Annotated in this window: 16 protein-coding genes; 9 read left to right on the top strand and 7 right to left on the bottom strand. The window is 56.6% G+C overall.

Annotated elements, in window-relative coordinates:
• Positions 1–35: 35 nt before the first annotated feature.
• The 3 genes from araH to ACN1CO_RS05225 all read right to left on the bottom strand — a co-directional run bounded on the left by araH (position 36) and on the right by ACN1CO_RS05225 (position 3635).
• Positions 36–1019: an L-arabinose ABC transporter permease AraH gene (gene araH / locus ACN1CO_RS05235; protein WP_419138111.1), complete on the bottom strand. Its 984-nt coding sequence runs from the start codon at positions 1017–1019 to the stop codon at positions 36–38.
• Between the two features lie 12 nt (positions 1020–1031).
• On the bottom strand, positions 1032–2552 hold the full coding sequence (araG, locus tag ACN1CO_RS05230; RefSeq protein WP_003853438.1) for an L-arabinose ABC transporter ATP-binding protein AraG: 1521 nt from the start codon (positions 2550–2552) through the stop codon (positions 1032–1034).
• 99 nt (positions 2553–2651) lie between these two features.
• The gene (locus tag ACN1CO_RS05225; RefSeq protein ID WP_003853437.1) at positions 2652–3635 is read right to left on the bottom strand and encodes an arabinose ABC transporter substrate-binding protein; all 984 of its coding nucleotides are present in this window, start codon (positions 3633–3635) and stop codon (positions 2652–2654) included.
• Positions 3636–4000: 365 nt separating this feature from the next.
• On the opposite strand from ACN1CO_RS05225, the gene ACN1CO_RS05220 reads away from it, so the two are divergent.
• From ACN1CO_RS05220 to ACN1CO_RS05210, 3 genes are all read left to right on the top strand, one after another.
• Positions 4001–5686 carry a ribulokinase gene (locus ACN1CO_RS05220; protein ID WP_419138110.1) on the top strand — a complete coding sequence of 562 codons (1686 nt, stop codon included), beginning with the start codon at positions 4001–4003 and terminating at the stop codon, positions 5684–5686.
• Between the two features lie 8 nt (positions 5687–5694).
• Positions 5695–7194 carry an L-arabinose isomerase gene (gene araA / locus ACN1CO_RS05215; protein WP_419138109.1) on the top strand — a complete coding sequence of 500 codons (1500 nt, stop codon included), beginning with the start codon at positions 5695–5697 and terminating at the stop codon, positions 7192–7194.
• 573 nt (positions 7195–7767) lie between these two features.
• Positions 7768–8235, top strand: a complete 468-nt coding sequence (locus tag ACN1CO_RS05210; protein WP_419138983.1) for a GNAT family N-acetyltransferase — start codon at positions 7768–7770, stop codon at positions 8233–8235.
• 43 nt (positions 8236–8278) lie between these two features.
• On the opposite strand, the gene yjfF is transcribed toward ACN1CO_RS05210, so the two are convergent.
• From yjfF to ytfQ, 4 genes are all read right to left on the bottom strand, one after another.
• Positions 8279–9265 carry a galactofuranose ABC transporter, permease protein YjfF gene (gene yjfF, locus ACN1CO_RS05205; protein WP_090961327.1) on the bottom strand — a complete coding sequence of 329 codons (987 nt, stop codon included), beginning with the start codon at positions 9263–9265 and terminating at the stop codon, positions 8279–8281.
• Positions 9262–10278 (bottom strand): galactofuranose ABC transporter, ATP-binding protein YtfT, encoded by a 1017-nt coding sequence (gene ytfT / locus ACN1CO_RS05200; RefSeq protein WP_419138108.1) that lies wholly within the window; start codon positions 10276–10278, stop codon positions 9262–9264. The genes yjfF and ytfT overlap by 4 nt, the downstream gene beginning before the upstream one ends.
• The gene (locus ACN1CO_RS05195) at positions 10271–11791 is read right to left on the bottom strand and encodes a sugar ABC transporter ATP-binding protein (protein ID WP_419138107.1); all 1521 of its coding nucleotides are present in this window, start codon (positions 11789–11791) and stop codon (positions 10271–10273) included. The genes ytfT and ACN1CO_RS05195 overlap by 8 nt, the downstream gene beginning before the upstream one ends.
• Positions 11792–11867: 76 nt before the next feature.
• Positions 11868–12824: a galactofuranose ABC transporter, galactofuranose-binding protein YtfQ gene (gene ytfQ / locus ACN1CO_RS05190; protein WP_283545454.1), complete on the bottom strand. Its 957-nt coding sequence runs from the start codon at positions 12822–12824 to the stop codon at positions 11868–11870.
• A gap of 685 nt (positions 12825–13509) precedes the next feature.
• On the opposite strand from ytfQ, the gene ydgT reads away from it, so the two are divergent.
• The 6 genes from ydgT (at position 13510) to rsxD (ending at position 19061) form a co-directional block, all read left to right on the top strand.
• The gene (ydgT, locus tag ACN1CO_RS05185) at positions 13510–13725 is read left to right on the top strand and encodes a transcription modulator YdgT (protein WP_090961338.1); all 216 of its coding nucleotides are present in this window, start codon (positions 13510–13512) and stop codon (positions 13723–13725) included.
• Between the two features lie 110 nt (positions 13726–13835).
• The gene (locus ACN1CO_RS05180) at positions 13836–14279 is read left to right on the top strand and encodes a DUF2569 domain-containing protein (protein ID WP_419138106.1); all 444 of its coding nucleotides are present in this window, start codon (positions 13836–13838) and stop codon (positions 14277–14279) included.
• A gap of 123 nt (positions 14280–14402) precedes the next feature.
• Positions 14403–14984, top strand: coding sequence for an electron transport complex subunit RsxA (gene rsxA, locus ACN1CO_RS05175; protein ID WP_003853423.1), 582 nt, complete (start codon positions 14403–14405; stop codon positions 14982–14984).
• Positions 14984–15562: an electron transport complex subunit RsxB gene (rsxB, locus tag ACN1CO_RS05170; RefSeq protein WP_010245386.1), complete on the top strand. Its 579-nt coding sequence runs from the start codon at positions 14984–14986 to the stop codon at positions 15560–15562. The genes rsxA and rsxB overlap by 1 nt, the downstream gene beginning before the upstream one ends.
• Complete coding sequence (gene rsxC / locus ACN1CO_RS05165; RefSeq protein WP_419138105.1) at positions 15555–18002, top strand: electron transport complex subunit RsxC; 2448 nt, start codon at positions 15555–15557, stop codon at positions 18000–18002. Before rsxB ends, rsxC begins: the two co-directional genes overlap by 8 nt.
• Complete coding sequence (gene rsxD, locus ACN1CO_RS05160; protein WP_419138104.1) at positions 18003–19061, top strand: electron transport complex subunit RsxD; 1059 nt, start codon at positions 18003–18005, stop codon at positions 19059–19061.
• The last annotated feature ends 1 nt before the right edge of the window (position 19062 follow it).

Raw genomic sequence — 19062 nt, 5'->3', positions numbered from 1 at the left:
AGGCTTCTGCCTCTGCGGGCCAACGGCTCGCTCAATCAGGCTTTTTTCTGTTTGTAACGGTCAAAAATCACCGCAGCTAACAGTATCAGACCGCGTACCACATACTGTGAGAATGGCGAGATATTCAATAAATTCATCGCATTCTCTACCGTGCCGAGGATTAAGACCCCTGCCACCACGTAAGAAATTTTACCGATACCGCCCTTCAGCGACACGCCACCCAGTACACAGGCGGAAATGACGACCAGCTCATAGCCGATGGAGGTCATTGGCTGGCCGCTGGTCATGCGTGATGCCAGAATAATGCCCGCCGCCGCAGAAACCAGACCGGACAGAATGAAGATGATGATGCGGGTACGTACCACCGGCACACCCGCCAGACGTGCCGCCTCTTCATTACCGCCAATCGCCAGGGTATTACGACCAAAGGTGGTTTTGTTGAGCAGGAAGCCGAAGATCACCATGGTGGCCAGCGTCAGCCAGATTGGCGCCGGGACGCCCAGCCAGTTGGCAAAGCCGAGTTCAAAGAAGCGCTCATCTTCGATCCCGACCGCTTTACCGTCAGAGAAGATATAAGCCAGGCCGCGCACGATCTGCATCGTCGCCAGCGTGGTGATCAGGGCATTGATCTTCAGTCGGGCAATCACAAAGCCGTTGATAAAGCCGGTGATCATGCCGAGCACCAGACCGGCTGCCACACCAATCCACAGGCTTTCAGTCATGTTGATCACCACGGCGGTGACCACACCCGCACAGGCGATAACCGAGGCGACCGACAGGTCAAAATCACCGGAGGCCAGGCAGAACAGCATGCCGCAGGCGACCATGCCGGACATCGACATCGCCAGCCCTAAGCCTTTCATATTGATGAACGAGCCGAAGTTGGGCACAAAAATCGCACAGACAATAAACAGCAGTGCAAAAACCACCAGCATGCCGAAGTTGTCCCAGATGCGACCTAACTGCAGGCCGCCGCGTGAAGCGGGCTGCGGGGTATTTGAGGTCGTGGATGAAGCCATGATGATCTCCTGTCAGGCCACGGCGGCCGCTTGAGTGGTTTTGGGCATCGCCAGGCTCAGCGTCTGCTGCTCCGTGGCGTCGTCGTGCAGCAGTTCACCGGCAATGGCACCTTCACGCATCACAACGATACGATCGGCCAGTCCCATCACTTCCGGTAAATCACTTGAGGCGAACAGCACCGCAATGCCCCGGTTCGCCAGCTGATAAATCAGGTTATAAATTTCATGTTTAGCACCGACATCAATGCCGCGCGTGGGCTCATCCAGCAGGATCACTTTCATATCCTCAGAGAGCCAGCGTCCCAGAATCGCCTTCTGCTGGTTACCGCCAGAGAGGTTCATGATCAGCTGATCGGCGCTGGGCGTTTTGATGTTCAGCGAGCGGATGTGGCTGTCGGCGTTCTTGTTTTCCCAGCCGTTTTTAATCAGGCAACCGGCGGTAAGATTGTGACGACGGGCGCTGATGTTGATGTTGTCACGCACCGAGTGCACCGGAATAATGCCCTCAGCTTTGCGGTCTTCCGGGCAGAGCATGATGCCCGCGCGGATAGCGTCGATCGGCTCCCGCAGCGGCAGCGGTTTGCCATCCAGAATCACCTGACCGCCGCGCAGACGCGTGCCGCCAAACAGGCCTTTCAGCAGTTCACTGCGTCCGGCACCGACCAGGCCAAACAGCCCGACGATTTCACCAGCATGGACTTTCAGCGAAATTGGCGTACGTACGCCCTTCGCTTCGACTTTGTCCAGCTCCAGACGTACTTCTCCTTTAGGACGCGGTGAGTAGCCATAGATATCTCCGAGGTTACGTCCCACCATCGCCTGCACCAGATCGTCGTGATGAGTGTTAGCCATGTCAGTAAACGTCCGCACGTAGCGGCCATCTTTAAACACGGTGATGGCATCGCTGAGGGCAAAGATCTCTTCCATGCGGTGAGAAACATAGAGCACCACCCGGCCCTCCTCGCGGAGCTGGCGGATGACGCGGAACAGGTTGTCGATTTCACGCGCTGACAGGGAGCTGGTTGGCTCATCAAAGGCGATAATGCGCGCATTGCGCGCCAGCGCTTTGGCAATCTCCACCATCTGCCACTGCCCCAGCGACAGGTATTTCAGCGGCATATCGGGATCGATATCCATGCCGAGATTTTTCAGCTGCACGCCCGCCTCAAAGCGCATCAGCTTACGGTTGACCAGACCATGTTTGTGCGGAATCTGGCCGAGATAGATGTTCTCCGCCACGCTCATTTCCGGCACCAGATGCAGTTCCTGGTAAATAATGGCGACGCCCGCGTCCAGCGCATCCGTGGTGCGCTGAAAGCTCATCGGCTTGCCTTTAATGCGAATCTCACCGCCGCTCGGCTGATAACTGCCGCTGAGTATTTTTAACAGCGTCGATTTGCCTGCGCCGTTCTCGCCCATCAGAGCATGGACTTCACCGCCACGGCAGTCGAAAGAGATATCCTGCAACGCTTTCACGCCAGGGAAAGTTTTACTGATGCCATGAAACGACAGAAATGCTGAATCAGTGTTCATGTTAATCCTCACTCTTTCGCGCCACCGGCCTGTTATGGCGGGCGACGCGAAATGGGCTATTAAGGATGCCGGGCTGCGGACAGCCCGACAGGCTCAGAGTTACATCAGTCCTTTTTTCGCCAGTTCAGTTTTGAAGTTGTCACGGGTGATCAGCACCACATCAGTAACTTCGGTGAATTTCGGTGGCTCTTCACCTTTGCTGACCCAGTTGTAGAGCATCTGGCTGCTTTTGTAGCCGTGGATATCCGGGCTTGGCAGCAGCGAACCGTAGAAGCCGGTCGCCTTGTCTTTCGACAGTTCACTGATGGCATCAACGCCGTTGATGCCGATACCGATAACGTCAGCCGCTTTAAAGCCCTGACCTTCGGTGGCACGCACGCCGCCCAGCACGGTGTTGTCGTTCATGCCGACAATCAGCCAGTGTTTAACTTCTGGATGCTGAACCAGCAGGGAGTTACCGGCGTCAAACGCGCCAGGGATGTCATTAGATTTGGTTGGCACCTGGTAGATCTGGGCTGCCGGGAAGCCAGCGGCTTTGATCGCATCCATTGAGCCGCCGGTACGACGACGTGCGGTGTCGAGTTCGTTCGCGGTAATCGCCATCACGCCGGTGGTTTTCACATCCCAGCCGCGTTTCTGCATCTCTTTATAGAGTTCCTGACCCTGACGCTCACCAATTTTGGTGGCCGCCATCATCACCAGTGGCACGGTGTCCATGGGTTTGCCTTTGGCGGTGACGAACTGGTCATCCACGGCGATGACTTTCAGACCGTAGCCACGCGCTTTCGCCATGATGGCAGAGCCGAGTTTTGGATCAGGCGTACAGATGACAAAACCTTTCGCGCCGTTGGCCGCCAGGCTGTCGATGGCATTCAGGGTTTTTTCACCATCCGGCACGGCAATTTTAATGACATCAAAGCCAAGATCTTTGCCTGCTTTATCGGCGAATTTCCATTCAGTCTGGAACCAGGGTTCTTCTGGTTGCTTGACTAAAAAACCCAGCTTCATGGTCTCGGCGATAGCGGATTGTGACATAACCGCTGCCAGGCCGATGGCCGCGAATGCTTTAGTGAATTTATGCATGATGCTCTCCGGTACCAGGTTATTTTTCGCTGCTAATAACGAATCGGTGTAAACGCTACCAGTTTGTTTTGTTTTGTGGGTACAGCCATAAATCAGTGCGTTAGGCTGGCATGTGCTGACAGACTGTCCAGACGCTGGGCTAGTTTTAGCGGTATTAGCGAAGAAAAATGTAGAGCGGTATCACACATTAAAATCACGACAAAATGATCCATATATTCAGCAAATTTAACCGGCGCTTAACTTTTGCAATGGATCACAAAATCACTGCCGATGACAGAAAAGTGCATATTGTCAGCCAGCGATGACTAACTGATTTGGCGCGCCGAACCCAGGATACAGGAGTTAACTAACTACAGGAGATTCCGATGCGTGCTGGAGCCATCACCCTTGGGCTGGACTTTGGTAGTGATTCGGTGCGTGCGCTGGCCGTGGATTGTCATAGCGGCAAAGAGCTGCAGAGTGCGGTGTTCAGCTATCCGCGCTGGCAACAGGGCTTATACAGCGATCCGCACACTAACCGTTTTCGTCACCATCCACAGGATTACATCGACGCGATGGAGCAGGCGCTGCTCGGCGTTCTGAATGCACTGAGTGAAGATCAGCGCAACGCCGTCGTCGGCATTGGCGTTGACAGCACCGGCTCTACCCCGGCGCCGATTGACCGCGACGGCAACGTGCTCGCGCTCCGTCCCGAATTCGCGGAGAACCCCAACGCGATGTTCGTGTTGTGGAAAGATCACACCGCTATAGAAGAAGCGGAAGAGATTAATCAGCTGTGCCACAGCGGCCGCTTCCAGGATTACAGCCGCTATATCGGCGGCATTTACTCCTCGGAGTGGTTCTGGGCGAAGATTCTGCACGTGTCGCGCGAAGATGCGGCCGTGCGTGAGGCCGCGGTCTCCTGGGTCGAACTGTGCGACTGGGTGCCTGCCCTGTTAAGCGGCACCACCGCGCCAGACAAGCTGCGTCGTGGCCGCTGTGCCGCCGGACATAAAGCGCTGTGGCACGGCGACTGGAACGGCCTGCCCGATGTCGATTTCCTTAATGCACTCGACCCGCTGTTGACGCAGCAGCTCGACTCGCCGCTGTTTACGGATACCTGGACTGCGGATCTGCCGGTCGGCACGCTCAGCCCGGAATGGGCGCAGCGTCTGGGCCTGACGCAGACCGTCACGCTTTCCGGTGGCGCGTTTGACTGTCATATGGGCGCAGTCGGTGGCGGAGCCAGACCTTATACGCTGGTGAAAGTAATCGGCACCTCAACCTGCGACATCCTGATTGCTGACACAGAAAAAGTCGGCGACCGTGACATCAAAGGCATCTGTGGTCAGGTTGATGGCAGCGTCGTGCCAGGCGCTATCGGGCTGGAGGCGGGGCAGTCTGCTTTTGGTGATATTTACGCCTGGTTCAGTCGTTTACTGGGCTGGCCGCTGCAACTGGCGGCGCAGCAGCATCCTGAGCTGAAGCCTCAGCTGGCTGAGATGCAAAAGAATCTGATTAAGGATCTGACCGAGGCCTGGGCTGCCAATCCGCAGCTCGACCATCTGCCGGTGGTGCTGGACTGGTTTAACGGTCGCCGCACACCCAACGCCAATCAGCGGCTGAAAGGGGTGATTACCGACCTGAATCTGGGCACCGATGCGCCCGCGCTGTTTGGCGGTCTGGTGGCGGCAACCGCGTTTGGTGCGCGCGCCATTATGGAGTGCTTCGAGCAGCAGCAGATCCCGGTCGAGAGCATTCTGACCCTCGGCGGTATCGCGCGGAAATCCCCGGCGATCATGCAGGCCTGCTGCGATGTGATGAACCGGCCACTGGATATTGTCGCCTCTGACGAGTGCTGTGCGCTGGGGGCGGCCATTTTCGCCGCCGTCGCCGCCGGTGTTCACGCCAGCGTCCCTGATGCACAGCAGGTCATGGCCAGTCCGATTGCCGTGACGCTGCAGCCCGATCCGGCGCGTGTCGCCCGCTATCAACAACTTTATCAACGCTATCAACAATGGTGCGTGACGGCTGAACCGCAATATGCCGCCCGCCCCGCTTCCGCTAAGTAAGGAGTCTTATGGAACAGTCAAACAGCTACAGCGTGTGGTTTGTCATCGGCACGCAGCACCTCTACGGGCCGGAGACGTTACGCCAGGTTGAACAGAATGCACGTCAGGTCGTCGAGGGATTGAATCAGGCCGGTTTACCCGTGCGTCTGGAGCTGAAACCGCTGGTGAAGTCACCGGATGAGGCGCTAGCCCTGTGTCGCGACGCCAACTATGACAAGCAGTGCGTCGGGATTATTACCTGGCTGCACACTTTCTCTCCAGCCAAGATGTGGATCGGCGGCCTGAGCGTGCTGAATAAACCGCTGCTGCAATTCCACACCCAGTTCAATGCAGAGATCCCGTGGGACAGCATGGACATGGACTTTATGAACCTGAACCAGACCGCACACGGCGGCCGCGAGTTCGGTTTCATCGGCGCGCGTATGGGCCTGCAGCACAGCGTGGTGACAGGTCACTGGAAAGACAGCGCCAGCCAGCAGCGTCTTGGCAACTGGATGCGAGCGGCACTGGCTAAACAGGCCAGCCAGCAGCTGAAAGTCGCCCGTTTTGGCGACAACATGCGTGAAGTGGCCGTGACCGAAGGCGATAAAGTCGCCGCACAGATTCAGTTCGGTTATTCCGTTAATGGCTGGGGCATTGGCGATCTGGTTGAGGTGATCAATGGCGTCAGCGATGGCGACGTGATTGCGCTGGTCGATGAGTACGAAAGCCTCTATCGCTTTACCGATGTCGCCGCTTCCGGCGGTGAAAAACGTCAGAACGTGCTGGATGCTGCGCGTATCGAACTCGGTCTGAAGCGTTTCCTGGAAGCCGAAGGCTGTCACGCCTTCACCACCAACTTCCAGACGCTGCATGGCATGACGCAGTTGCCGGGTCTGGCGGTTCAGCGTCTGATGGGTCAGGGTTATGGCTTCGCAGGCGAAGGTGACTGGAAAACTGCTGCGCTGCTGCGCATTTTCAAAGTGCTGGCAGGCGATCGCAAAGGTGGCACCTCATTTATGGAGGATTACACTTATCACTTCTCACCAGGCAACGATCTGGTGCTCGGCTCACACATGCTGGAAGTCTGCCCGTCGATTGCCATTGAAGAGAAGCCTTTAATTGATGTGCAGTTCCTGGGCATTGGTGACAAAGCCGACCCGGCGCGCATGATTTTCTCCACCCCAGCCGGTCGTGCGGTTAACGCCAGCGTGATCGATATGGGCGATCGTTTCCGTCTGCTGGTTAACGTGGTGGATGCTATCGAACAGCCTAAACCGCTGCCGAAGTTGCCGGTTGCGCGCGCACTGTGGAAAGCGCAGCCATCACTGGCGACCGCTTCCGAAGCGTGGATTCTGGGCGGCGGCGCGCACCATACGGTGTTCAGTCAGGCGCTGACGCTGGAGGATATGTATCTGTATGGTGAGATGAACGATATCGAAGTGCTGGTGATTGATGAGCACACCACCTTGCCTTCGTTTAAAGATGCGCTGCGCTGGAATGAAGCGTATTACCGCCTGAAACGTTAATTAGCGATCATTGGCGCCTTAGGACTCTTTAAAAGATAGTTTCAGGGAAGGTAAGGCGCCGTTTGGTAGAGAATTAGTGCAATTCAGTCGGGAATGGCGGGCGTTGCGTAAAGTCGCCGTAAATACATCCCTGTAGGCTCTGCCGCCGGACTACTCGCCTCATCCATGAGGCTCGCCCGCAAGCGGGCCAACGCTTCGCGTTGTTCAAAAACGCTCCCGGCGTTTTTGTCCATGCGGCGGACGCTTTACTCCACTGCCCGCCATCCCCTCCTTTTTGATAGTTCAGCACATGTTTTTAAAAGCCATGATCAAGCCCAACCGGGAAGGAAAGGTATGCCTGAAGAGCAAAGCGTCCGCGCCAGGGATGGCGCGGCCGATCCGCATGGATGCGGGAATCCTTTGCGATCAGGCATACCTTTCCTGACCTTACACCTGAATCCCATAGCGATTGTTTTCCCGGTAATACATAAGAGCTCCGGTCTCTTTGCTAAAACTCAACTCTTTCATCATCTTGCACTTTCTCCCACCAGCCTGTATTGCTACATACCTGATAAAACAAAGGTAGCCAGCGCCATGCAAATTGCCGATCTGAACCAGCATCCCGACTACGCCCCACAAACCGCACAACTGCTACATGCTGAATGGTCACATCACCCTGCATGGTCACATCAGCCCACCATCCTTGAGCGCTTAAAACAACGGAACCAGACAGCCTCGGCGGAATTCACTCTTGTTGCCACGAAGGATGACAAAACGGTCATCGCGACCTGTAGCGTCATCCGTTATGAACTGGACGACATCACGGCAAGGGAATACTGGATAGGTGAAGTGGTGACGGACAAAAAATTCCGGGGCCAGGGCGTGGCAAAAGCCCTGATCCAGCAGGCGATTGCGCGAGCAAAACAACAGCAGATTGGTGAACTCTGGCTCTATACCCCGGATCAACAGGCGTACTATCAGCGTTCAGGATGGCAGGCGGTGGAACAGCGGCATATAGCGAGTGAAGAGGTCACGGTGATGGTGCTGCATCTGGCGCAGTAAAAAGCGGCTCCTGAGAGCCGCCTTTATCCAGGATACTCAATAATCAGGTAGGGATTCGTTTGACTGGCGCGTTCTGCTGACGATCCCAGATCACCGTCAGTAACCGCTGCAGGGCGATAAACGCAAACAGCAGAATCCCGATGGCGATCTTGGTCCACCACGAACTCAGCGTGCCGTCAAAGTTAATCCAGGTCTGAATCAGCCCCTGAATCAACACACCAAACAGCGTGCCCAGCACCGTTCCGACACCGCCCGACAACAGCGTGCCGCCAATCACCACCGATGCGATAGCATCCAGCTCCACACCCAGCCCGGCCAGCGCATAACCTGCTGAGGTATAGATCGAGAACACGATGCCAGCCAGCGTCGCCAGCGTGGTGGAAAGCATATAAATCTTGATGGTAGTCGCCCGGGTCGAAACGCCCATCAGCTGAGCCGACGTCATATTGCCACCGATGGCGTAAACGCGGTTACCAAAGCGCGTACGGTGCGCCAGAATAATCCCGCCAAACACCACCACCAGCATAATCACCGCCAGCAGACTGAGACGCCCTCCGCCCGGCACTTTCCACGCCAGACTGGAAAGCATGGAGTAGAAAGGATGGTCGATGGGGATCGAATTCTCGGACACCAGATAACTGCAGCCGCGCAGGAAAAACATCCCCGCCAGCGTAATGATAAAGGCCGGGATCTTCAGGGCATCAATCAGCCAGCCCATCATGGCCCCGAACAGCGCACCCATGGACAGAATCAGCGCAAACGCCAGCAACGGATCGACATGGAAATCGCCAATTGCCCGCGCCAGGAACACGCCGGTAAAGGCAATCACCGCGCCGACCGACAGATCGATACCGCCCGATAAAATCACAAAGGTCATGCCGACGGCGATAATGCCGAGGAAGGCGTTATCGGTCAGGATATTGCAGATCACCCGGGTGGAGGCAAAACCCGGAAACTGACTCAGACAGAACAGATAACCCGCCACAAACACCAGCAGAGTGATCATCAGCGGAAGATGACGTTTAATCATGTCGGGCGTCTCCGTTTCAACATCGCAATAAACCGCGGTGACTGCAGTAACAGCACACACATCACCACCACCGCTTTCACCACCTGATTCAGCTCAGGCGGGAACCCGGAAAGCAGAATCCCGGTATTCATCGACTGAATAATCAGCGCGCCAATCAGTGATAACACCAGATTAAAGCGACCACCCATCAGCGAAGCCCCGCCTATCACTACGGCGAGAATCGCATCCAGCTCCAGCCATAAACCGGCGTTATTGGCATCCGCACCGCGAATATCCGCCGCGACGATAAGCCCGGCAACCGCGGCACAGACGCCGCTGATCGCATAGGTGGACATCACCACCAGCCAGCCCGTCACACCCGCATTGCGGGCCGCGCGCAGGTTAATCCCCACCGCTTCGATAAACAGACCCAGCGCGGTCTTGCGCGTCAGCAGCCAGACGACCAGCGCGACCACCAGCGTAATCCAGACCGGCACCGGTAACATCCACAGCGAGCCGTTACCAAACCAGCCAAGACTGTCGCTGTCGAACGTTACAATCTGTCCCTGGGTAATCAGCTGAGCGATACCGCGCCCGGCGACCATCAGAATCAGCGTGGCAACAAACGGCTGAATGCGCAGCAGCGCGACCAGCACCCCATTCCACAAACCACAGGCTAAACCGGTTCCCAGCGTGCAGAGAATAATAAACGGCACACCGTGTCCGGCGACGGTCAGTGTCGCGGCCGTCGCGCCCGCTATCGCCATCACCGCACCCACGGAAAGATCGATGCCGCCGGTCGCGATCACCAGCGTCATCCCAATCGCCAGTAAGGCAACCGGTGCCGCACGGTTAAGAATATCGATCGGACTGCCGAACAGACGGCCATCCTGCAAATGCACCGCAAAAAAGTTATTAGCTACCAGACTGTCGATCAACAGCACCAACAGCAGCGCGGCGATTTGCGGCATCCCTGGCGGGAGTTTCAGCTTACGACGTGGCATTTTTTCAGATGTCATAGAGGTATCAGGCATGTTTTGCCCCTCCGTCCGCGATAGCATTCACGATCGACGCCACCGAAAGCTGTTCCAGCGGAATTTCTGCCACCTGCTTCAGATCGCGCATGATCAACACCCGATCGGCATAACCGACCAGCTCTTCGAGTTCAGAGGAGATCACCAGCAGCGCCAGACCATCGGCGCACAGGGATTCAATTAAACGAATAATCTCGGCGTGCGCACCCACATCAATACCGCGCGTCGGCTCGTCGAGGATTAAAAACTGCGGTTTGGTCACCAGCCAGCGCGACAACAACACCTTCTGCTGGTTGCCGCCCGATAACAGCTCCACCGGCTGCTCGGCGTGTGGCGTGCGAATGCCCAGGCTCTTGATAAAACGATCGGCAATTGCCTGCTGCTCACGCTTCTTAATAGGCCGTAACCAGCCGCGCTGCGCCTGCAATGCCAGAATGATATTTTCGCGCACTGAGGCCGCGCCGATAATCCCGTCCGTCTTACGATCTTCCGGGCAAAAACCCATGCCAAGCTGTGAGGCTTTCGCCGGGTTGGTAATCTTCTGCACTTTGCCTTTGATCTTCGCGGTTCCGCGATCGGCACGTCGAATGCCAAACAACACCTCGGCGGTCTCGGTGCGGCCGGAACCCAGCAGACCGGCCAGGCCAACGACCTCACCGGGACGAACCGACAGATTAAAGGGTTCGATGGTGCCCTTCCTGCCGTAATCTTCAAACGACACCACAGGTTGATTGCTGCGCAGCGTGCTGCCCTGACGCTGTAAAGCGGTCTCCAGCAGTTCGCGACCCAGCATCAGCTTAATCAGTTCAATCTGCGGCAGCGTGGCGGTATCGCGGGTCGCGATAAACTGCCCGTTGCGCAGCACGGTAATCCGGTCAGTAATGCGGTAAACCTGGTCGAGGAAGTGGGTCACAAAAATCAGGCTCATCCCTTTGGCTTTTAACTGCGCCATCAGGGTAAACAACATTTCGACTTCGCTGGCATCCAGACTGGCTGTCGGCTCATCGAGGATCAACACCTGGGCCGACAGATCGACCGCGCGGCAGATGGCAATAATCTGCTGCATCGCTACCGAGTAGTGGCCCAGCGGGCGCGTCACATCAAGGGAAAAACCGTAATTCCGCATCAGCGCATCGGCATCGCGCACCATCTTCCGACGGTCGATCATGCCAAAGCGGCGCGGCTCACGGCCAATATAGAGGTTATCCGCCACCGACATGTTCGGCAGCATATTCACTTCCTGATAGACGGTGCCGATGCCCATCTCCTGCGCCTGCGCCGTATTATGCGGCGTTATCGGCTCACCATTCAGGGTGATCGTGCCGGCATCGCGTGTATAAACACCGGTCAGCACTTTAATCAGGGTGGATTTGCCCGCGCCGTTCTCGCCAAGCAGCGCCATGATCTCCCCTTTGCGGATATCAAAGGAAACATTGCTCAGCGCTTTGACGCCGGGAAACCCTTTGCTGACGCCGCTGATGGATAACAGCGGTGTTTCATTTTGCGTGGTCATTCTGCTCACTCCGCCTTACGTCATGAAAAACCGCCCCGTAAGGCGGTCTGCGGCTGGTCTGTGGCGGGTCGATGAATCAGTAACCCATACCATTTTTCTTATCCAGCTCCTTCTGCGCGTCGGCAGGCAGGAACAGCTTCGACTCGGTCTTGATCACTTTTGGCGGCAGCGTGCCATCTTTCCTGAATTTTTCCAGCGCATCAAACGCCGGGCCAGCCATGTTCGGCGTCAGCTCAACGTTGGCATTCGCCTCACCCGCCAGCATCGCTTTGTAGATATCCGGCACACCATCAATCGAACCGGTCAGAATATCTTTGCCGGGTTTCAGGCCCGCTTCTTTAATCGCCTGAATGGCACCGATCGCCATGTCATCGTTATGCGCGTAAACCATGCAGATGTTTTTGCCGTTGTTCTCAGCCTTAATAAAGCTCTCCATCACCTCTTTACCTTTACTGCGGGTAAAGTCACCGGACTGCGAGCGGATCACTTTAATGTTTGGATGGTTGCTGATCGCTTCGGCAAAGCCTTTCTTACGATCGATCGCGACGCTGGCGCCCACGGTGCCCTGCAGCTCCACGACGTTACACTGCTTGTCGCCGACGGTTTTCACCAGCCAGTCACCAATCAGCTTGCCTTCCAGCACGTTGTCCGCCGTGACCACGGCCTGATACAGCGATTTATCTTTCACCACGATGGCGCGGTCCAGCAGGTAAACCGGGATTTTGGCATCTTTGGCTTCTTCCAGTACCGGCTCCCAGCCGGTCTGTACCACTGGCGCGATGAAGATGGCATCAACGCCCTGGGCGATGAACGAGCGTACTGCTTTGATCTGGTTCTCTTGTTTCTGCTGTCCGTCGGCGATTTTCAGGGTGATTCCGCGTTTTTTGGCTTCGCTTTTCGCTACGTTGGTTTCCGCTGAGCGCCAGCCAGATTCCGAACCGACCTGCGAGAAGCCGACCGTCATATCTGCGGCAAGTACCGGGCCGGTTAACGCGGCGCTGACCAGCGTGGTCAGAAGTAAACGTTTCCACATAGTTTTTAATCCTCTGAAAGGCGTTTGCTGTTTAGGGTAGAGAGCCTGCTTAGACTGGACTAAAAAAGGGTGCATAATGGCGACACACTTCACAAAACAGAGCAATTTAAAGGGGTTACGTGCAGAGTGGCGGGTTCGCTGACAGGAGCATTATGGATAAAACGGCTGATTAAAATGACAATGCCCGTTAAATAATTGTAATAAACAGAATCGCTTATGTTTATCGCCACTGGAAACGATTACAGACAGGCGTACAAAACGGGTTATCTGCTTTGCGATGAACAAAAAATGGGATTTGTGATTTTCCGCACAGTCGTCAGCGACTTCAGGTCGGGAGCGAAACGTTTCTACAGTGCGGGTTGAAGGAAGGTTAAATTTTCGGCGGTAAAATGTAAGAAAGAAGGCACTGACTTGCTGACAGAGGCAAATGAAATAAAAATAATGTTTTGTTTCTTCTTTTAACCTTTGATTGCCGCACTTTCCCGGCTGAGCTTAATCGGGCGTTTAAGTCAACAGCAGTGAGCTACCGGCTCTGACAATAGTAAAAAAGCTAAATATGGAGTTTTAATGACTAATCAGGTGCTTTTGTCTGATTTTCGCCCTTTTTCACCCGCATGATCTGGACAGACCAAGCCTGCTCCCTATACTGAGCACTCCTTTGTTACTTATATCTGTTATGGCAATGATGACTGCGCACGATTACCTGCTTAAATTCCGCAAAGTAAATAATTCAGACAGTCTGGAAAAGCTTTTCGATCATCTTAATTACTCCCTGACCAATGATATGGAAATTATCAATATGTACCGGGCTGCCGATCATCGACGTGCTGAACTGGTCTCTGGCGGGAAGTTATATGATCTGGGCTGCGTTCCCAGAACGGTGTGGCGCTACGTCGTCTGATTTCAGGCTGATTAATCGCCTTTTTTACCGCTGACTCTGTCCGGATGGGCGTGCCCCTCTGGACATGTTATTCTGCTGCGCTTCGACTCTCCGAGACAGGAATAACCACGATGAATGAACAGGTTGCTGCGCCGCGTATTGGTGGCTGGCTTTTGCTGCCGCTGGCCTGGCTGATAATGACCCTGTTAACCACCATTCTGGTGCTGGCGATGTATCTGACACCACTGTTTAATCCGGAATGGCGTGTCGCGCTGTTTTCTCACGGCAGCACACTCTTCTCTTACTGGGCCATTTCGCTGCTCACTGCGGTGGCGGTCTGGGCCTATAGTCTCTGGATCAGCTGGCTGTTCCTGAAGCGCTCCCGCCGCCTGCCGCGCCATTATCTGCTCTGGTTGCTGATTACCGTACTGCTGGGGCTGAAAACCTTTGCCTTTACGCCGGTCGCCGATAGCCGTGCTCTTCAGACATTACTGCTGTCGCTGCTGGCCGCTGCGGTGTTTGTGCCCTATTTCAAACGCTCAGCACGGGTAAAAACGACCTTTATCGCGCCGTAACGCCGTGAGTTATGTCAGGAATTTAATTCTGAGTGCGGTCTGCCGCCTTGCGGGTGGCGCGGGTGTTGAGATACGCCGCGCTATCAATGATAATAAGCCGCTTTCTGGCTCCCAGGCGAAAAAATGACCGATTATCTGCTTCTCTTTGTTGGCACCGTGCTGGTGAATAACTTCGTATTAGTGAAGTTTCTCGGCCTTTGTCCTTTTATGGGCGTTTCCAAAAAACTGGAAACGGCGATTGGCATGGGCCTCGCCACGACATTCGTGATCACCCTGGCCTCGATCTGCGCCTGGCTGGTCAACCATCTGATCCTGCTGCCGCTGGACCTGGTCTATCTGCGCACTATGGCTTATATCCTGGTGATCGCCGTCGTCGTGCAGTTCACCGAAATGGTGGTGCGTAAAACCAGCCCGTCGCTCTATCGCCTGCTGGGTATCTTTCTGCCGCTGATCACCACCAACTGTGCGGTGCTGGGCGTGCCTCTGCTGAGCGTCAACCTCAACCACACCTTTATGCAGGCCGCGCTCTATGGTTTCAGTGCCTCTATCGGCTTCTCGCTGGTGATGGTGCTGTTCGCCGGTATGCGTGAACGCCTGGTGCTGGCCAATGTCCCTGCCCCGTTTAAAGGTAACTCCATCGCCCTGATTACTGCGGGCCTGATGGCGCTGGCGTTTATGGGCTTCAGCGGTCTGGTGAAATTCTGATGACCGCGATCTGGATTGCTGTTGCCGTATTAAGTGCACTGAGCCTGGTGTTCGGCGCGCTGCTGGGTTACGCCTCACGTCGGTTTGAAGTCGAAGAAGATCCTATCGTCGAGCAGATTGATGCCATTCTGCCGCAGAGCCAGTGTGGCCAGTGCGGCTATCCTGGCTGCCGTCCTTATGCGGATGCGGTCGGTAACAACGGTGAAGCGATCAACAAATGCGCGCCGGGCGGTGAGCAGACCATGCTTAAGCTGGCCGCGCTGCTTAACGTTGAGCCGCAGCCGATTGATGGTGATGAAACGGCGAAAGAGCCGGTTCGCACCGTGGCGTTTATTGATGAAGCCAACTGCATTGGCTGCACCAAATGTATTCAGGCCTGTCCGGTGGATGCGATTGTCGGGGCAACCCGCGCCATGCACACCGTGCTGAGCGATGTCTGCACCGGCTGCGATCTCTGTGTCGCGCCCTGCCCGACTGACTGTATTGAAATGCGTCCGGTTGCCACCACGCCAGCTAACTGGAAGTGGGATTTGAATACCATTCCTGTACGGGTGATCCCGGTAGAAACTCATGCTTAATCTGTTTAACTTCCTGAAAAAAGAGAAGGTCTGGGATTTTCAGGGCGGTATTCATCCGCCCGAAATGAAAACCCAGTCCAACGGCACGCCGCTCAGCGAACTGCCGTTGCCGCACCGTTTTATTATTCCGCTGAAACAGCACATCGGACACGAAGGTGAGATCTGCGTTGCGCCTGGCGACAAAGTGCTGCGCGGTCAGCCCCTGACGTTTGGCACGGGCCGTATGCTGCCGGTGCATGCGCCAACCTCTGGCGTGATTGAGGATATCGGTCAGCATATGACCGCGCATCCGTCCGGTCTTTCCGAGCTTTGCATCTTCATGACGCCCGACGGTGAAGATCGCTGGATGCCGCTCGATCCGCTGCCTGACTACCGTCAGCACCCGCGCGCCGATATCGTGCAGCGTATTCACGACGCCGGCATCGCGGGCCTGGGCGGCGCGGGCTTCCCCACCGCCACCAAACTGAAAGGCGGCCTGCGCGGGGTTAAAACCCTGATTATCAATGCGGCGGAGTGCGAGCCGTATATCACCGCTGACGATCGCCTGATGCAGGATTACGCCGCCGAAGTGCTGGAAGGCAGCCGCATTCTCGCCTGGGTTCTGCAGGCTGAGCAGGTGTTGATTGGCATTGAAGATAACAAACCTGAGGCGATTGCCGCGCTGAAACAGGCGCTGGGTAGCGAGCGCGATCTGCAAATCCGGGTGATCCCGACCAAATATCCTTCCGGCGGTGCCAAACAGCTGACCCGTATTCTGACCGGGCTGGAAGTGCCGCACGGCGGCCGCTCCACCGATATCGGTGTGCTGATGCAGAACGTCGGTACGGCCTGGGCGGTTAAGCGGGCCATCATCAATGGTGAACCGATTACCGAACGCGTGGTGACGCTGACCGGCGAGGCGATTGCCCAGCCGCGTAACGTCTGGAGTCGTCTCGGCACCCCAATCAGCCATCTGCTGCATCAGGTCGGATTTACGCCTGCGCCGCGTCAGATGGTGATTATGGGCGGTCCGCTGATGGGCTTTACCCTGCCATCACTGGATGTGCCGGTGGTGAAGATCACCAACTGTATTCTTGCTCCGTCTGCGAATGAGATGGGCAACAACGACGAAGAGCAATCCTGCATTCGCTGTTCCGCCTGTGCCGACGCCTGTCCGGCTAAATTGCTGCCTCAGCAGCTTTACTGGTTCAGCCAGGGCGGCGATCATGATAAAGCGCGCTCACACCACATCGATGACTGCATCGAATGTGGCGCCTGCGCCTATGTCTGCCCGAGTAACATCCCGCTGGTGCAATATTACCGTCAGGAAAAAGCGGAGCTGCGCGCCATCGATCTGGAAGCGAAACGCACGCTGGAAGCCAAAGCGCGCTTTGAAGCGCGTCAGGCGCGACTGGAGCGTGAGAAGCAGGCTCGTGAAGCGCGTCATGAAGAGGCGAAACAGCGTGTTGCCCGTACTGATACCAGCGAACTGGCCGCCGCTAAAGCACGGGTGAAAGCCCGCCAGACCGCTGAGCCGGATGAAGCAACGCTTGAAGCGCAGCGTGAAGCCCGCCATGCGCAGGCGCGTCTGCGTCAGGCTGAGGCGCAGGCTGAAACCCAGCCGGTGACGCGTCAGACTGTCGATCCGCGTAAAGCGGCGGTTGAAGCGGCCATTGCCCGGGCGAAGGCGAAGAAAGTCTCGCAGGTTGATGCAGTGGAAACCGCGGCTGAAGCCAGCGTTGATCCGCGCAAAGCCGCCGTTGAGGCTGCGGTAGCCCGTGCCAAAGCGAAGAAAGCGGCTCAGGCGGAAGGCGCTGATGTGACGGCTCCGGCTGCATCGGTGAGCGCTGCTGAAGCCGCGGCAGACTCCGCCGCTGAAACCGATCCGCGTAAAGCCGCCGTTCAGGCCGCCATCGCCCGTGCTAAAGCGAAGAAAGCCGCGCAGGCGGAAGGTGCTAATGTGACCACTCCGGCTGCATCCGAAGGCGTTCCAGAAACCGCATCAGACGCCGCTGCTGAAATCGATCCGCGTAAAGCCGCGGTTCAGGCCGCTATCGCCCGTGCCAAAGCGAAGAAAGCCGCGCAGGCTGAAGGCGCTGATGCGACGGCTCCGGCTGCATCGCAGAGCGTTACAGAAGCCGCCCCAAATGCGACCGCCGAAATCGATCCGCGTAAAGCCGCCGTTCAGGCCGCCATCGCCCGTGCCAAAGCAAAGAAAGCCGCGCAGGCTGAAAGTGATGCGGATGCCGCGTCACGCGATGCTGCCGCACTGGCCACCGCCGCGCATTTTGCGGTGGAGAAAGCAGAGCAGGCTCAGGAGCAGGCCAACAATGCCAATGCTGAACCTGAACAGGCACCTGAACTGAATCAACCCGATGATGCGCGCAAGGCCGCTATTGCTGCCGCCATCGCCCGTGCCAAAGCGCGTAAAGCGCAGTCGTCTACGACGCTTGAGGATTAAATGGCTTTTCGTATCGCAAGTTCTCCCTACACCCATAATCGCCGCAGCACCGGCAACATCATGCTGCTGTTGGTGCTGGCCGCGGTGCCGGGTTTTGCTGCACAGTGTTATTTCTTTGGCTATGGCACCTTTTTGCAGGTTTTACTTGCAACGCTGACCGCCTGGCTGACCGAGGCGGCGATTCTGCGTCTGCGCAAAGCGCCGGTCGCCAGCACCCTGGCGGATAACTCGGCGCTGCTAACCGCCGTGCTGATCGGTATCAGCCTGCCACCGCTGGCACCGTGGTGGCTGGTGGTGATCGGTACGCTGTTTGCGGTCGTCATTGCTAAACAGCTGTATGGCGGTCTGGGCCAGAACCCGTTTAATCCGGCGATGGTCGGCTATGTGGTGCTGCTGATCTCCTTCCCGGTGCAGATGACCAGCTGGCTGCCGCCTGACACCCTGCAGGCGATCAAACCCGGACTGATGGACAGTCTGAGCATGGTGTTCCACGGCCACACGCTGGCGGGCGAAACCATGCAGCAATTACAGATGGGTGTTGATGGCATCAGCCAGGCGACGCCGCTTGATACCTTTAAAACCGGTTTACGTGCAGGTCACAGCGCCGAACATCTGCTGGCGCAGCCGATTTACAGCGGCGTGCTGGCCGGTCTCGGCTGGCAGTGGGTTAACGTCGGTTATCTGGCGGGCGGCCTGTTCCTGCTGTGGAAGAGTGCGATTCGCTGGCATATCCCTGCCGCTATGCTGCTGTCACTGGCGGTCTGCGCGACGCTGGGCTGGTTCTTCTCACCGGAATCGCTGAACAGTCCGCTGATTCACCTGTTCTCCGGTGCCACCATGCTGGGCGCGTTTTTTATTGCCACCGACCCGGTGACCGCCTCTACCACCAATCGTGGCCGTCTGATCTATGGCGCACTGATTGGACTGCTGGTCTGGCTGATCCGCAGCTTTGGCGGCTATCCGGATGGCGTGGCGTTTGCTGTGCTGCTGGCCAACATCTGCGTGCCGCTCATCGATTACTACACCCAGCCGCGCGTTTACGGCCATCAGAAGGATTAAG

This window comes from Pantoea sp. R13S299, from assembly GCF_048515925.1.
GTDB lineage: Bacteria > Pseudomonadota > Gammaproteobacteria > Enterobacterales > Enterobacteriaceae > Pantoea.
The sequence above is the reverse complement of the archived record's forward strand: the minus strand, read 5'-3'. Positions and strand labels throughout refer to the sequence as shown.

What these genes read in the sequence shown, in the direction of transcription:
- araH (WP_419138111.1), bottom strand. Translation starts at nt 1,019, where the DNA reads ATGGCTTCATCCACGACCTCAAATACCCCGCAGCCCGCTTCACGCGGC.
- araG (WP_003853438.1), bottom strand. Translation starts at nt 2,552, where the DNA reads ATGAACACTGATTCAGCATTTCTGTCGTTTCATGGCATCAGTAAAACT.
- ACN1CO_RS05225 (WP_003853437.1), bottom strand. Translation starts at nt 3,635, where the DNA reads ATGCATAAATTCACTAAAGCATTCGCGGCCATCGGCCTGGCAGCGGTT.
- ACN1CO_RS05220 (WP_419138110.1), top strand. Translation starts at nt 4,001, where the DNA reads ATGCGTGCTGGAGCCATCACCCTTGGGCTGGACTTTGGTAGTGATTCG.
- araA (WP_419138109.1), top strand. Translation starts at nt 5,695, where the DNA reads ATGGAACAGTCAAACAGCTACAGCGTGTGGTTTGTCATCGGCACGCAG.
- ACN1CO_RS05210 (WP_419138983.1), top strand. Translation starts at nt 7,768, where the DNA reads ATGCAAATTGCCGATCTGAACCAGCATCCCGACTACGCCCCACAAACC.
- yjfF (WP_090961327.1), bottom strand. Translation starts at nt 9,265, where the DNA reads ATGATTAAACGTCATCTTCCGCTGATGATCACTCTGCTGGTGTTTGTG.
- ytfT (WP_419138108.1), bottom strand. Translation starts at nt 10,278, where the DNA reads ATGCCTGATACCTCTATGACATCTGAAAAAATGCCACGTCGTAAGCTG.
- ACN1CO_RS05195 (WP_419138107.1), bottom strand. Translation starts at nt 11,791, where the DNA reads ATGACCACGCAAAATGAAACACCGCTGTTATCCATCAGCGGCGTCAGC.
- ytfQ (WP_283545454.1), bottom strand. Translation starts at nt 12,824, where the DNA reads ATGTGGAAACGTTTACTTCTGACCACGCTGGTCAGCGCCGCGTTAACC.
- ydgT (WP_090961338.1), top strand. Translation starts at nt 13,510, where the DNA reads ATGACTGCGCACGATTACCTGCTTAAATTCCGCAAAGTAAATAATTCA.
- ACN1CO_RS05180 (WP_419138106.1), top strand. Translation starts at nt 13,836, where the DNA reads ATGAATGAACAGGTTGCTGCGCCGCGTATTGGTGGCTGGCTTTTGCTG.
- rsxA (WP_003853423.1), top strand. Translation starts at nt 14,403, where the DNA reads ATGACCGATTATCTGCTTCTCTTTGTTGGCACCGTGCTGGTGAATAAC.
- rsxB (WP_010245386.1), top strand. Translation starts at nt 14,984, where the DNA reads ATGACCGCGATCTGGATTGCTGTTGCCGTATTAAGTGCACTGAGCCTG.
- rsxC (WP_419138105.1), top strand. Translation starts at nt 15,555, where the DNA reads ATGCTTAATCTGTTTAACTTCCTGAAAAAAGAGAAGGTCTGGGATTTT.
- rsxD (WP_419138104.1), top strand. Translation starts at nt 18,003, where the DNA reads ATGGCTTTTCGTATCGCAAGTTCTCCCTACACCCATAATCGCCGCAGC.